This window comes from Streptosporangium sp. OZ121, from assembly GCF_051918885.1.
Classification (GTDB): Bacteria; Actinomycetota; Actinomycetes; order Streptosporangiales; family Streptosporangiaceae; genus Streptosporangium.
In genome coordinates this window covers 28,211-41,921 of the sequence record NZ_JBPXMC010000011.1, presented here as the reverse complement: position 1 = coordinate 41,921, position 13,711 = coordinate 28,211, and the positions used below count along the sequence as shown (strand labels likewise).

Genomic DNA, 13,711 nt, shown 5'->3' with positions numbered 1-13,711 from the left:
AAGCCCAGGTGACGGATCGGCGACGCGCGCTCCGCCCCAGGCCTGACCCGGCATCCTCTGCGTGATCTTGCCGGCGCGGACGCCGGGCACGAGTCTGGACGACCATGGACCGAGAGACCTCACGGGGCCTGTCCGGCCAGGCCCCGAAGACCGCGATGGACGGCTTGGGCGGGGTTGACGCCGACGAGGCCTTGCCGGAGGGTGGCGCGGATGCGGTGTGTTGACGAGACGCCGACGTCGTCGGCGACCGGTGGTCGCCGTCCGTACCGTCCCGGCACGGTCCTGGACCGGGAGCCACGGCTCAGCCGGCGGGCGGTGCTCCTGGCCGCCGGAGGACTGCTCGCCGGTTGCTCCCGGCAGCCGGAGGTCGGCAAGGTCCACCTGCGACTGGCCACCGGGCCGGCGGGGGCGGTGTACCGGCGCATCGGCGGTGCGCTGGCCGAACACGTCTCCGAGCAGGTGCCGGGTGCCACCCTGGTCACCGTGCCGAGCGGGGCGTCCACCGACAACATCCGGATGCTGCGGGCCGGCGAGGTGCACCTCGGGCTGACGAGCCTGGACGCGCTGATCACGACCGACGGCAGCGCGCCCGAGGGACTCTCGGCGATATGCCGGCTCTATGACAGTCACCTGCACCTCGTGGTCATGGCCGGTTCGGCGATCGACGGGTTCCGGGGCCTGGAGGGCAGGCGCGTGTCCCTCGGCGCCCGCGACTCGGGCACCGAGTTCACGTCGCTGCGGGTTCTGGAGCTCGGCCGGGTGAACGCCGACGGCCGGTACCTCAGCCAGGCCGAATCGGCGGCGGCGCTGCGCGACGGCGAGATCGACGCGATGTTCTCCCTGACCGGCGTCCCGACCCCCGCCGTCACGGAGCTGGCGCAGCGGCACCCGATCCGGCTGATCCCGCTGGACGCGCAGGCGGACGCGCTCTTCGCGGCGTTCCCCGGTCCCTACACTCCGGCCATGATCCCCGCGACCGCCTACGCCGGCGTCCCTGCCACCCGTACCGTCGCCGTGCCGAACGTGCTTCTCGTGCGCAACGACCTGCCCGACGACCTGGTCCACGCCATCACCGACACGATCTTCACGCACACCGGCACGATCATCTCCGCCAGTCGCGACGCCGAGGCCCTTCCCGAGGCCGTTCCGGAAACGTGGCAGATCAACGTGCGTACCGGGATCTCCACCGCGTCGATCCCGCTCCATCCGGGCGCGGCCGCCTGGTTCCGCGACCGCAAGCGCTGACCCGGGACAGCGACGGGCAGGTGACGGCGACGGGTCGGTGACGGGGCCCGGGGCCTCGGACCGGCGAGGGAGCCCGGGGCCTCGGACCGGCGAGGGAGCCCGGGGCCTCGGGCACGCGACGGGCGCAGGTTCTCAGACCTGTGACTCAGACCTGTGACGGAGCCGGGTCGCCGGCCGGCGACGCCACCCGCGGAACGACCGGCAACGCGATCACCGCGGCGAATCCGTGCCCGGACCCGTCCGGGCGCGGCAGGCCCTCCTCCAGCCGCAGCTCGCCCCCGGCCGCCCCGACCAGGTCGGCGCAGATCGCCAGCCCCAGGCCGGTGCCGGGCACGTTCTGGTGCCGCGGCGACCGCCAGAACCGCCGTAGCGCCTGGGCTCGCTCGGACGCGTCGATCCCCTGGCCGTCGTCACGGACGGCGATCGTGACCACCTCTCCGGCCGCGGAGGCGTCGCCGGTTCCGGCGCCCGCGCCACCGGGGGCGACCCGGCCGGCGCCCGTGCCATCGGGGGCGACCCGGCCGGCGTCCGCGCGACCGGGGGTGACCCGGGCGGTCACCTCCACCACCCGCGCGTCCGACAGCCGTAACGCGTTGCTGATCAGCTCGTCCAGGACGCTGCCCAGCCCGCCCGGCGGCTCCAGCAACCGCAGCCCCGGCGGCACGTCGACCGCCAGTGTCTGCCCCGCCGTCGCGGTCAACGCCTGCCACCGGTCCACCCGGGTCGCCAGCACCGCGTCGAGATCCACCGGCGACGCCGTCCGTATGCTCTCCATCCGCGCACTGGCCTGCAGCGAGTTCAGCATCCGCTGCATCGCCTTCAGCTCGTCGACGGCGACGTCGTAGACCTGCCGCCCGTCGCCGGAGGCGCGCAGGTGCGGTTCCAGGCTCTCCACGGCGAGCCGGAGGCTGGTCAGCGGGTTGCGCAACTGGTGCGACGCGTCGGACACGAACGCCCGCTGCCGCTGCACGGCGTTCTCGACCGCGTCCATCATGGTGTTGAACGACTCCGCGAGCCGCCGCAGCTCGACCGGGCCGGCCTCGGCGTCCGCCCGGATGGTGAGGTCGCCCCGCGAGATCCGGGAGCTCGCCGCGTCCAGCTCCCGCACCGGCCGCAGCACCCACGCCGACACCGGCCAGGCGACGGCCACCAGCGCGACCAACGGCAGCAGCCCGAGCCCGGCGAGCTGGGCCCATCGCACGAGGATGCGATGGCGCGTCCTCGACAGGTCGGAGATCGTCACGACGGTGCCGACGACCTCGCTGTCGCGGCCCACCGGCTCCGCGACCACGAGCGCGGAGTCGTCCCACGGCGCCCATTCCCAGGACGGTTCGGACCTCGCCCCGGCCAGCGCCGCGGTCACGATCCGGGGCAACGCCGGCTCGGCCCGCGCCGCCTCCCGGTACGCGCCGGCCGGTCCGAGCAGCACCGTGCCCGACATGTCGATCACCGCGACCGGGATGCCGTACAGCCTGTGGTAGTGCGTCAGCTCCTGGTGGAGCGCCTCGGTCCGCCCGGTCGACAGCGCGGTCTCGGCCAGCGACGCGAACCGGCCGACGTCGTTGAGCCGGTCGACGTAGGTCTCCTGCATCTCCCGCTCGGCCACGGTGACGCTGAGCGGCACCCCGAGCGCCGCGACGAGCAGCACCGCGAGAGGCACCAGGACGGCGAGCAGGCGACGGTGCACGGCGTGTCAGCCGATCAGCTCCGGCTGGTCGGCCAGGAGCCGATAGCCGACTCCGTGGATCGTGCGGATGAGCACGACAGGCCCGAGCTTGTGCCGCAACGCCGCGATGTGGGTGTCCAGGGTGCGGCTGGAGGACTCCCAGGTCGCTCCCCAGATCTGGTCGAGGATGACGTCGCGGCTCACCACGTTCGGTGCCCGCCGGGCCAGCAGCAGGAGCAGCTCGAACTCCTTGCGGGTCAGGGTCACGAGCGTGCCGTCGACGGTGACCTCGCGGGTGCCGACGCCGATCCGCATCGGGCCGAGGACGAGCGGCTCGTCCGGGTGGCTCAGGGCACGAGCCACCCGGGTGCGCCGCAGGACGGCGTCGATCCGGGCCAGCAACTCCGGGATGCCGAACGGCTTCACGATGTAGTCGTCCGCGCCGGCGCGCAGGCCACGGACCCGCTCGTGCTCCTCCGACCGCGCCGTCACGGCGATGACGGCGGTCTCCGGGCGGTCACGCAGCTTGCGGATCACGTCGAGTCCGTCGCCGTCGGGCAGACCCAGGTCGACGAGGACCACATCGGACGGGGCGGCGCGCACGGCCTCCGCGGCGGTGGCGACGCGGTGGACCTCGAAGCCCGCCTGGGCCAGGACGGTCACCAGAGCCCGCGCCACGCGGTCGTCATCCTCGATGATGGTGATCCGCATACCGGCGGATTGTACGGCCCGGATCGGTACTTGGTCAGCCCTCCGCTTCTTGGAATTTCTCTGGCATCCGGCACATTCTTGGGATTTCTCTGACACCATCCGCGTCCCCGCCAGCCGAGACTGAGGCCGCGCACTTACCGACAAACGCGCGTGCGCCAAGGAGGAGGCCGCGATATGAGAACGACCAGCAGATACCGGGCCGTCGCGCGGATGGTCGCCACGATCGGCGTCGTCTCGCTCGTCGCGGCCTGTTCCGGAAACGGGGGCGCCCCCGGCGCGGGCGCCAGTGGCGCCGGGGGCTACCCGGACAAGAACATCACGTTCGTCGTGCCGTTCAGCGCGGGCGGCCCCACGGACACCGTCACCCGCATGATCGCCGAGCCGATGGCCGCCAAGCTCGGCGCCAAGGTCGTCGTCCAGAACGCCGAGGGCGCGGGCGGCACGGTCGGCGCGGGCGAGGTCGCGCGAGCCGATCCGGACGGCTACACCGTGCTCATGCACCACATCGGCATGTCGACGGCGCCCGCCCTGTACAAGGACCTGGGCTACAAGCCGCTGGAGAACTTCGAGATGGTCGGGCTCGTCACCGAGGTGCCGATGACGGTCGTCGCCCGCAAGGACTTCGCGCCCGCGACGCTCCAGGACCTCGTGACCTACGTGAAGGCGAACGCCGGCAAGGTCACGCTGGCCAACGCCGGCATCGGCGCCGCGTCCCACCTGTGCGGCCTGCTGTTCCAGTCCGCCGCCGGGGTCAAGCTCCAGGAGGTCCCGTACGAGGGCACCGGCCCCGCGCTGACCGACCTCGTCGGCGGCCAGGTCGACTTCATGTGCGACCAGACGACCAACACCAGCGGCCAGATCTCCGCGGGCGAGGTGAAGGCGTACGCGGTCACCACGCCGGAGCGGGTGAAGAGCCTGCCCGACCTGCCCACCACGACCGAGGCCGGGCTGCCCCAGCTCCAGGTCAGCGTGTGGCACGGTCTCTACGTCCCGAAGGGCACGCCGCAGGACGTCGTCCAGAAGCTGTCCGAGGCGCTGAAGGTGGCACTCGCCGACAAGGGGGTCGTCGACCAGATGGCCAAGCTCGGCACCGCGCCTGTCGCGGCCGAGGACGCGACCCCGCAGGCGCACCGGGCCAAGCTCGAAGAGCAGCTCGGCACCTGGGCGAAGGTCATCGCCGACGCCGGCGTCGAGGCCTCCTGAGGTGGAGCGCCGCCGGTCCCTCCCGGACGTCCTCGCCGGGGGAGTCTTCGTCCTGATCGGTGGCGCGTTCGTGGTGGGGGCGCTCGGCTACGAGCTGGGCACCCCGCTGCGGATGGGCCCCGGCGCCTTCCCGCTGCTGGCCGGCGCGACCGTGGCCGCCCTGGGCCTGGCGATCGTCGTCAAGGGGCTCGTCGCGGGCGAGGTGATCTCGTTCGGGCCGATTCCCTGGCGCGCGGTCGCCCTCATCGTGCTCGCGGTCCTGTTCTTCGGGCTCACCGTCCGGGGCCTCGGGTTCGTGCCGACGTCGGCGGTGACCGCCCTGCTCACCGCGCTGGCCAGCACGCGCGTACGGCTGCTCACGGCCGTCGCCGTGGCCGCCGGGCTCACCGTGGCCGCCACGCTCATCTTCGTCGTCGGACTTCAGTTGCGGGTCCCGCTCCTGGGCCCGTGGCTGGGGTTCTGACGCGGCATCCGGATTGAGGCATGGAACTTCTCGACAACCTCGCGCTGGGCTTCTCGACCGCCCTCCTTCTCCAGAACGTCCTCTACTGCTTCGTGGGAGTGCTGCTCGGGACGGCGGTCGGCGTGCTGCCCGGCATCGGGCCGACGGCGACGGTGGCGATGCTGCTGCCGATCACCTTCAGCTTCGAGCCGGTGACGGCACTGATCATGCTGGCCGGCATCTACTACGGCGCGCAGTACGGCGGCTCGACGACCGCCATCCTGATCAACCTGCCCGGGGAGTCGTCGGCGGCGGTCACCGCGCTGGACGGGCACGAGATGGCCCGCCAGGGCCGGGCCGGCCCGGCCCTGGCCGCCGCCGCGATCGGGTCCTTCGTCGCGGGTACGGTGGCCACCGTCGTACTGGCCGTCGCGGCCCCGCCGCTGGCCCGCGTCGCGCTGCGGTTCGGCCCGGCCGAATACTTCTCGCTGGTGCTGTTCGGCCTGATCGTGTCGATCGCGCTGGCGCGCGGCACGGCGCTCAAGGCACTGGCGATGATCGCGCTCGGCGTCCTGTTCGGTACGGTCGGCCAGGACCTCTACACCGGCACGCCCCGGTTCGTGTTCGGCCAGCGCGAGCTGTACGGCGGCATCGACTTCGTGTCGGTCGCCGTCGGCATGTTCGGGCTGGCCGAGATCCTGCGCAACCTGGAGAACGAGCAGACCCGCACGGCGATCGTCGGCAAGGTGAGGAACCTCTGGCCGACGCGCGAGGACCGGCGCCGGATCGTCGGCCCGATCCTGCGGGGCACCGGTCTCGGCTCCGCGCTCGGCGTCCTGCCCGGCGGTGGCCACGTGCTGGCCTCGTTCACCTCGTACGCCGTCGAGAAGCGGATCTCGAAGCGGCGGCAGGAATTCGGGCGCGGCGCGATCGAGGGCGTCGCCGGCCCCGAGTCGGCGAACAACGCCGCCGCGCAGACGTCGTTCATTCCGCTGCTCACCCTGGGGCTGCCCGCCCACCCGGTGATGGCGCTGATGGTCGGCGCGTTCATCGTCCACGGCATAACCCCCGGCCCGAACGTCATCGTCGACGAACCGGCGCTGTTCTGGGGGCTGATCGCGTCGATGTGGATCGGCAACGTGCTGCTCGTGCTGCTGAACCTGCCGCTGATCGGCCTGTGGGTGCGCATGCTGCGCATCCCGTACCAGGTGCTGTTCCCGATGATCATCCTGTTCGCCGCGATCGGCACGTACTCCCTGGAGTTCAACGCGTACGACGTCTACGCGATCGTGTTCTTCGGGGTCCTGGGCTACATCCTGATCAAGTGCGGCTGCGAGCCGGCGCCGCTGCTGCTCGGCTTCGTCCTCGGCCCCCTGCTCGAGGAGAACCTGCGGCGGGCGCTCATCATCTCCCGTGGGGACGCGTCGGTCTTCCTGACCCGGCCGATCTCCGCGGTGCTCCTCGCCCTGGCCGTGGCGGCGCTCGTCGTCGCCGTCCTCCCGGCGATCCGCAGGCGCCGCGAGGTCGTGTTCACCGAGGAGGAGTAGGAACTCCCCATCCGCGGCTCCGGGGGCCGAGTCCCCGGCGGCGCGCGATCGACCACGGCTCCGGCCCGGCCCTCCTCGCCGGGCCGGGGTCTTCGCCGAACCCGGTGCGGCCACTCGACGCGGCCGTCCCCGATCGGGCGCCGGCACACCGGGACTCCCCGAATCGACCACCTGCGAAGCGCGAAGCTAGCGAGGTGCCGCGAGGACGTCCCGGACGACGTCCTCCAGCGTGACCCGGGCCAGCTCGCGCCTCAGGGTCTCCTCGATGCCCTCGTAGATGCCCCGCATCGCCGGCTGGATGCCGTACCCCACCGTGCACCCCTGGTCCGGGGTGGCACGGTGCATCCCGAACAGCGGGCCGGGTTCCACCGCCTCGTACACGTCGAGCAGGGTCATCGACTCCAGGTCGCGCGCCAGCGACCAGCCCGCGCCCACACCCCGCCGGGACTCCACGAGCCCCGCCCTGCGCAGCTCGCCGAGCAGCCGCCTGATCACCACGGGATTGGTGTTCGCGCTGCTCGCGATCTGCTCGGACGTGGCGACCTCGTGGCCCTGGCGCTGGTAGAGGCTGATCCAGGCCAGCGCGTGGGCGGCGATGGTCAACTTGCTGTTGGCGCTCATGAACCCTCATCTCTCGGCCGCGACACCGTATGGTACGACCGCCTAGTCGTAACAACAAATGTTGCGACCACTTCGTCGTAACCATTAGTGTTACGACTGTTCGGACGGATCGATCAGTGAGGTGAGAAGAATGAACAAGCCGCTCACAGGCAAGGTCGCCCTGGTCACCGGGGGTTCCCGCGGACTGGGAGCCGCGACCGTACGGCTGCTGGCCGAGCAGGGCGCCGACGTCGCGTTCACCTACGTCAGCTCCGACGAGCGGGCGCGGGCCGTCGTCGAGGAGGTGCGAGGCAAGGGCGTGAAGGCCGTCGCCATCAAGTCCGACCAGGCGGACACGAGCGGGGCTCCGGCGCTGATCGACGAGGTGGTCGCGTCCTTCGGCGGCCTGGACATCCTCGTCAACAACGCGGCGGTCTCGGTGGGCCGCAGGGTGGACGACCCGGAGGCCGACACCGCCGCGCTGGACCGCATGCACGCCACCAACTACCTCGGCGTGATCGCCGTCATCCGGGCCGCCTCCAGGGTGCTGCGCGCGGACGGCCGCATCATCACGGTGAGTTCCGGGCTGGGCTCCCGGGTCGGCGTGCCGGGCCTCGCCGACTACTCGGCGACCAAGTCGGGGGTCGAGAGGTACACCATGGGCGTCGCGCGGGACCTCGGACACCGGGGCATCACGGCCAACGTCGTGGAGGCCGGCCTCATGGAGAGCGGGATGGAGCCGCCGGACCCCGAGACCCTCAAGGCCCTGGTCGGCTCGCTGTCCCTGCAGCGCATGGGCCGTCCCGAGGAGATCGCCGAGGCGATCGCCTTCCTGGCGAGCCCCGCCGCCTCGTACGTCACGGGCGCGGTGCTGGACGCCCACGGCGGCTACAACGCCTGAAGCGGACCCCTGCCGCGTGCCTCCGACGGGCTCGGCGTGATCCTGTCACTTTCAGCATCCGGGCTGACCGCCACATCGTGGAGCCTCGCGTCCAGATCGACCGCGCCGCCGAGCGTACGGTGGAGCCGCTGGGCGAGCCGCCGGGCGTCGTCGTCACCGACCAGTCGTCATGGTGAGACCGGGCTCGCGGAACGGCGGTTCCGGCTCGGCGACGGTCGGCGACGGGCGGCGACGGGCGGCTTCGTCACGTCGTCCGGGCGGCGGCGGGTGGGGGAGTGATCTGCCCGCGTCACCGTGAGGCGGTTGCCGTACGGGCGATCGTACGCGACGCTCTTGCACATGCGCATCGGTCCTCTGCTCGGCTCCGGCCGTACCGCGGATGTGTTCGCGATCGACGACACGTGGGTGCTGCGCCGATACCGGGACGGCGGTGACGCGTCCGCCGAGGTGGCCGTGATGTCCTACGTCTCCGGCCAGGGATATCCGGCGCCGCGTGTCGGGCCGGCCGTGGGCGGGGATCTGATCATGGAGCGGTTGTCCGGCCCGACCATGGTCGAGGCGCTCACGCGGGGCGCGATCACTCTGGAGGAGGCCGGCACGGTCCTGGCGGGGCTGCTGCGTCGTCTGCACGCTTTCCCGGCGCGGGTCTCGGCCGACCCGGCGGATCGCGTCCTCCACCTCGACCTGCATCCGGAGAACGTGATGCTCACGCCCGAGGGGCCGGTGGTGATCGACTGGGCCAACGCCAAGGACGGCCCGCCCGCGCTGGACTGGGGGATGTCCGCCCTCATCCTGGCGGAGGTGACGGTGGGCCCGCTGGCCGAGGCGTCCATGGCCCGCGCGATCCTGGTCTCCCTGCTCGGCGAGGCCGACCATGCGATCGACCTCGAAGGGGCTCTGGCCATCCGGGCCGCCAACCCGACGCTGAGCCAGGCGGAGAAACGACTCCTCGGCGAGGCCGTGGCGCTGGTGGGTTCCCTGCATCCCGCGTCGCATCCCGCGTCCCGGCCCGGCGCTTGAACCCGCGACGGTCGCGCCGACGACGCCCTCAGATCGTCGCCGCGTCCGGGATCGGACCGAGAAGGCCGGCACCGAGGACGAGCGCATCGGCCTCCATCGGTCCCGGCCGCTCTCGGCGCTCTTCACCTACGGGTGGTCGCGCAGGCGCGCGCGCAGCAGGTTGGGGTCGGTGGCCGTGGTGTAGGCGGCGCTGAGCACGTACACGTCATCGCCGCGCAGCGCGACGGAGGTGGGGTTCTGCAGGCCGTCGGCGGCGTCCAGAACGGTGGTGCCGGTGCCGTCGGACCGGATGCGCACGACCTTGTTGGGGGCGTTGAGGGCGGCGAGGACCTCGTCACCGCGTCCGGTGAAGGCGAAATCGTCGATACCGACCATGCCCGACGCCCTGACCTGCGGTGCTCCCGCGCGGTTTCCCGAGCGGATCGGAATGCGCAGGAGGGTGCCCCGGTCGAGGTTGGTCACCCACAGCGCGCCACGGTGTACTTTCGCGCCGTTGGCGCCGAGGAAGCCGGCCGGGGCGAGCTCGGGAGCCGTGGACCACGCGACGGGTGTGCCGCCGGTGACGGGGACGGTCCACACGGTGCCGAGCACCGAGTCGGTGATGTAGAGCCGTTTGCCGTGCCCGTCCAGTGCCAGCCCGTTGGGCAGGCCGTTCGCGGGCAGCGCGGCGATGCGCCGCGGGGCCTTCCCCGGGCGCAGCCGCCACAGTCCCGTCAGGTCGGCCGTGCCCGTCGCGTACAGCATGTACACGGTGCCGTCCGAGGTGTGGGCGATACCGGTGGCCAGGGGGAAACCGAGGACCGGCGTGTTGACTCCGCCGTCGGCGGGCGCGGGCAGCGTCGCCAGGACGCGCGTCCTGCCCTGGGGAGTGACCTGGGCCACCTGGCGGCCGGCGGCGAAGGTGACGTTCGCCGTGCCGTCGGGCAGCAGGGAGATGTTCTCCGGCATCTGGCCCGCGGACAGGTCGAAGTGGGTGGCGATCCGCACATCTGTCAGCGGTCCCCTGGCGGCCGTCACGCCGGCCATCGCGGTCGGCGCGGTCGGCGCCAGGACGGCGGCGGCCAGCAGGGCGGCCGACATAGTGATCTTGATGCTTCGCTTGGGCATGATTCCTTCACTGTTTTCCGGCATGCGGCAGCCGCGGTTCGGCGCCGTGGGGTGAGGGGTGTCGTGGGGGTGTCAGGGGGGTGTCGAGGGGGGAGTCGCGATCCCCTCGGGTCAGGTGGTGCGGGTTCCGGCGCCGTGGCGCGGCCGGGTCGCCTCCCGCGGCGCGGTGACGTGGGAGAGCAGGGTCAGGGCCGTCGCGGAGGGGGAGCCGGGATCGGCCGTGGCCACCACCAGGGCCGGGCCGTTCCCCCGCGGGCTCTGCAGCGTCTGCTGGGTGACCGTCAGCGTCCCGACCAGGGGGTGGCGCATCTCGTAGTCGGCGACATCGCAGGCCAGGACCCGATGATCGGCCCACATCGAGGCGAACTCCGGACTGCGCATGGTCAGCTCGCCGATCAGCCCGGCCAGCAGCGGATCGTCCGGGTGCCGCCCGGCCGTGAGCCGCAGGTTGCCCACCACGGCCCTGGCCTTGGCGGGCCAGTCGGTGTACAGGTCGCGGGTGTGCGCGTCCAGGAACACCAGCCTGGCCATGTTCGGCCGTCGCTCCGGGACGCCGGGGCCGTCCGGGTCGAGATGGCCGGCGAACAGGCCGTGACCCTGACGGTTCCAGGCCAGGACGTCGCTGCGGCGGCCGATCACGATGGCGGGCGTGCTCTCGAAGGCCGCCAGCAAGGCGCTGGTCGCCGGGGTGACGCGTTCGGGACGCGGCCGGCTCGCGGGCCGGACGCGTCTCGGCGCGCCGGCCAGGGCGTGCAGATGGGCACGCTCGGGCTCGTCCAGGCGCAGGGCGTTCGCTATGGCGTCGAGCACCTCGCGCGAGGCGTTGCGCGACTGGCCCTGCTCCAGGCGGGTGTAATAGGGCGCGCTGATGCCCGCGAGCATCGCGAGCTCCTCCCGCCGCAGCCCGGGCACCCGGCGTCGCTCGCCGTAGGTCCGCAACCCGACGTCTTCGGGTCGCAGCAGGCCACGGCGTGCCTGGAGGAAGTCGGCGAGGTGCCCGTGCTCGGTCATGGAGCCAAGTATGCGCACCGCGGGCGAACCGTGCCTCACCCCGCCGGGGTAGGGATCCGCGGGGTCCGGCTTCCCCGAGCCCCGGTCTCCGGTACCCGCGCGCCGGGCGACGGTCCGTGGGCCGTCGCCCGGTTCATCGGCCGTAACCGTCACCTGGTCGTGCAGACGGTCCCGTTGAGGGTGAAGACCGCGGGCAGCGTGTTCGGGCCGCTGTAGTTGCCGACGAAGCCGATCGTGGCCGACGCGCCCGTGGGCAGCGAGCCGTTGCCGGAGTCGTTGACGACCTTGACGTCCCGCCCGTTCTGCGTCCAGACGGCGCCCCAGCCGCTTCCCAGGCTCTGCCACGTCCTCGGCCAGCTGAAGTTCAGGGTCCAGCCGTCGATCGGCGCGCCGTGGTTGGTGATGTCGATGGCGCCGACGTAGCCGCTGGCCCAGTCGGACTGCTTGGTCAGGCGTACCGAGCACGAGCTGGAGGCGGGCGTGCCGGTCGTGAACGTCAGCGGCGCGGAGGGCGACGAGACGCCGCCGCCGCCGTCCCGGGCGATCACGTTGACCGTGTGGCGCGTGCCCGGGTTCAGGTTGTCCACGGTCAACGAGGTCCCGGTGGTCTCGCCGAGCTGCTCGCTGACGGCCCCGTTCTGGCGGTGGACCTCGTACTTCACGACCGGGCGCGCGCCGGCGGAGGCGGCGGGCCAGGAGATGGTGGCGGCCCTGTCCGTCACGCCGGAAGCCGTCGGCTGCCCCGGCGCGCCCGGCAGGCCGGCCGGGGCGGAGGCGGGACGCAGGACGATCGTGGTCAGCGAGAGCGGCGGCAGCGTCTGGCCGGTCGCGCTGCCCGCGGTCGACGTGGCGATGCTCGTGGCGCCGTTGGTGTGGGTCAGCACGGTGGGAGCCCCGGACGCCGGGCTGAAGCCCGAGTAGCCGATCGTGACGGGGTAGGACGTGTCGGACGAGGTGTTGATCAGCAGGACGGCCAGATCGCCGTTGGGGCGGCGCGCGGCGTGCGCGACGACCTTCTCCTGGTCGGTCGCGGCCCGGATGAACCGGTCGCCCGGGCGGGCGAACCTGCTCACCATCTGGAGGGCGTAGTACGGCGCGAAGGGCGTGTTCGCCGACGGTTCGCAGACGCTGCCGTCGGAGGTGCACGTCCCGCTCGACAGCAGTCCGAAGTCGCCGTAGTCGGTGTGTCCCTCGACCTGCGTGACGCTGCCGATGCCGTTGTGGACGTTCCACCAGTCGACCGTGAAGACCCCGTTGGCCAGCAGCGTCGCGTAGGCGTCGGCGGCGGCCAGCGCGCCGGGCTGGGTCGTCGTGCCGCCGCTGCTCGACCCGGTGTTGAACTCGGTCATCGCGATGCCGATCCGTTCGGAACCGGCCCCCACGTGCTCCGCGATCTGCCGGCGGGTGAGGTGGATGATGTCGGGAACGTGCGCGGTCCTGTCGAAGGCGCCGGGGTACCAGTGCAGGATCACGAAATCGATCTTCGACCCGGCGGTCGACAGGACGACGTCGTTCCAGGTCCCGGCGTCGCCCTCGGCGACTATCCCGTCGGGCCAGTTGGCGGGCGTGGTCAGCACCGCGCCGATCTTGATGGTCGGGTCGACGGCCTTCATCGCGTCGGAGTAGGCCACGACATGGCGCGCGTACTCGGCAGGGCTCTTGTCGGCGTGGTCGTCCGCCTCCCAGGCGGCACCGTAGTGGCCGTTGCCGTAGTTCTCGTTGCCGATCTCCCAGTACTTGACGCCGTAGCCCTTGACGACGTTGGCGTGCCGCACCCAGGCCGCGGCCTCCGCCGCCGTACCGGTGCCGTAGTTGGCGGTCACCATCGGCTGCGCGCCGGTGCGCCGCACGCCGCGCATGAAGGTGTCGAAGTCGGTGTCGGGAGCGACGTAGCCGCCGGGGGCGGTGTGGTCGGCCCAGTGGTAGATGTCGGAGTACGAGCCGCCGGGGTAGCGCAGCACCTTCATGCCCGCGTCCTTGAGCAGGTCGGTGGTCTCGTCGGTGCCCAGACGGCTGTCCCAGATCGCGTGGTTGGTGCCGATGCCGGTCTCGGGGGCGGCGGCGAGCGCGGCGCGGGCGTTGACGGTCACCGCGACCGGCGCGACCTCGTCGGCGTGCGCCGTGGGGACGGTGAGGACGGCCAGCGTCAGCAGAAGCGCGGACGCTGCCCGTAACGGAGTTCTCGGCATCGGTGTACCTCGCAACGGATAGTGGCGTTCACTCGACACCCCCTCCCTGACCCGGAGGCAACATGATCG

Annotated in this window: 12 protein-coding genes; 6 read left to right on the top strand and 6 right to left on the bottom strand. The window is 72.2% G+C overall.

Translation table 11 applies throughout. The features are described from left to right. Nucleotides 1-210 precede the first annotated feature (210 nt). On the top strand, nucleotides 211-1,245 hold the full coding sequence (locus tag ACTOQ1_RS20785) for a TAXI family TRAP transporter solute-binding subunit (RefSeq protein ID WP_440069434.1): 1,035 nt from the start codon (nucleotides 211-213) through the stop codon (nucleotides 1,243-1,245). Between the two features lie 145 nt (nucleotides 1,246-1,390). On the opposite strand, the gene ACTOQ1_RS20780 is transcribed toward ACTOQ1_RS20785, so the two are convergent. Together ACTOQ1_RS20780 and ACTOQ1_RS20775 are read right to left on the bottom strand one after the other, a co-directional pair. Continuing rightward, nucleotides 1,391-2,932, bottom strand: a complete 1,542-nt coding sequence (locus tag ACTOQ1_RS20780) for an ATP-binding protein (protein WP_440069433.1) — start codon at nucleotides 2,930-2,932, stop codon at nucleotides 1,391-1,393. A gap of 6 nt (nucleotides 2,933-2,938) precedes the next feature. Next, a complete protein-coding gene (locus ACTOQ1_RS20775; RefSeq protein WP_440069432.1) occupies nucleotides 2,939-3,622 on the bottom strand; it encodes a response regulator transcription factor in 684 nt (227 codons plus the stop codon). Between the two features lie 174 nt (nucleotides 3,623-3,796). Between ACTOQ1_RS20775 and ACTOQ1_RS20770 the strand changes: the two genes are divergently transcribed. Genes ACTOQ1_RS20770 through ACTOQ1_RS20760 form a run of 3 tightly spaced genes read left to right on the top strand, consistent with a single transcriptional unit; the run spans nucleotide 3,797 to nucleotide 6,814 of the window. Beyond that, a complete protein-coding gene (locus ACTOQ1_RS20770) occupies nucleotides 3,797-4,825 on the top strand; it encodes a tripartite tricarboxylate transporter substrate-binding protein (protein ID WP_440069430.1) in 1,029 nt (342 codons plus the stop codon). 1 nt (nucleotide 4,826) lies between these two features. Further along, the gene (locus ACTOQ1_RS20765) at nucleotides 4,827-5,288 is read left to right on the top strand and encodes a tripartite tricarboxylate transporter TctB family protein (RefSeq protein WP_440069428.1); all 462 of its coding nucleotides are present in this window, start codon (nucleotides 4,827-4,829) and stop codon (nucleotides 5,286-5,288) included. Between the two features lie 20 nt (nucleotides 5,289-5,308). Beyond that, nucleotides 5,309-6,814, top strand: a complete 1,506-nt coding sequence (locus tag ACTOQ1_RS20760; protein ID WP_440069426.1) for a tripartite tricarboxylate transporter permease — start codon at nucleotides 5,309-5,311, stop codon at nucleotides 6,812-6,814. Between the two features lie 186 nt (nucleotides 6,815-7,000). Here ACTOQ1_RS20760 and ACTOQ1_RS20755 read toward each other — a convergent pair whose 3' ends face one another. Further along, on the bottom strand, nucleotides 7,001-7,435 hold the full coding sequence (locus ACTOQ1_RS20755; RefSeq protein ID WP_440069424.1) for an Rrf2 family transcriptional regulator: 435 nt from the start codon (nucleotides 7,433-7,435) through the stop codon (nucleotides 7,001-7,003). A 130-nt stretch (nucleotides 7,436-7,565) separates the two neighbouring features. Here ACTOQ1_RS20755 and ACTOQ1_RS20750 point away from each other — a divergent pair, with 130 nt between their 5' ends. Next, the gene (locus ACTOQ1_RS20750) at nucleotides 7,566-8,315 is read left to right on the top strand and encodes an SDR family NAD(P)-dependent oxidoreductase (RefSeq protein WP_440069422.1); all 750 of its coding nucleotides are present in this window, start codon (nucleotides 7,566-7,568) and stop codon (nucleotides 8,313-8,315) included. Between the two features lie 339 nt (nucleotides 8,316-8,654). Continuing rightward, nucleotides 8,655-9,335 carry a phosphotransferase gene (locus ACTOQ1_RS20745; RefSeq protein WP_440069420.1) on the top strand — a complete coding sequence of 227 codons (681 nt, stop codon included), beginning with the start codon at nucleotides 8,655-8,657 and terminating at the stop codon, nucleotides 9,333-9,335. Between the two features lie 126 nt (nucleotides 9,336-9,461). Here the strand turns inward: ACTOQ1_RS20745 and ACTOQ1_RS20740 are convergent, their stop codons facing one another. The 3 genes from ACTOQ1_RS20740 to ACTOQ1_RS20730 all read right to left on the bottom strand — a co-directional run bounded on the left by ACTOQ1_RS20740 (nucleotide 9,462) and on the right by ACTOQ1_RS20730 (nucleotide 13,642). Beyond that, the gene (locus tag ACTOQ1_RS20740) at nucleotides 9,462-10,442 is read right to left on the bottom strand and encodes a hypothetical protein (protein ID WP_440069418.1); all 981 of its coding nucleotides are present in this window, start codon (nucleotides 10,440-10,442) and stop codon (nucleotides 9,462-9,464) included. Between the two features lie 111 nt (nucleotides 10,443-10,553). Then, entirely contained in the window at nucleotides 10,554-11,453 is a 900-nt protein-coding gene (locus ACTOQ1_RS20735) for a helix-turn-helix domain-containing protein (RefSeq protein WP_440069416.1), read from the bottom strand. 149 nt (nucleotides 11,454-11,602) lie between these two features. Then, nucleotides 11,603-13,642 (bottom strand): cellulose binding domain-containing protein, encoded by a 2,040-nt coding sequence (locus tag ACTOQ1_RS20730; RefSeq protein WP_440069414.1) that lies wholly within the window; start codon nucleotides 13,640-13,642, stop codon nucleotides 11,603-11,605. Nucleotides 13,643-13,711 lie beyond the last annotated feature (69 nt).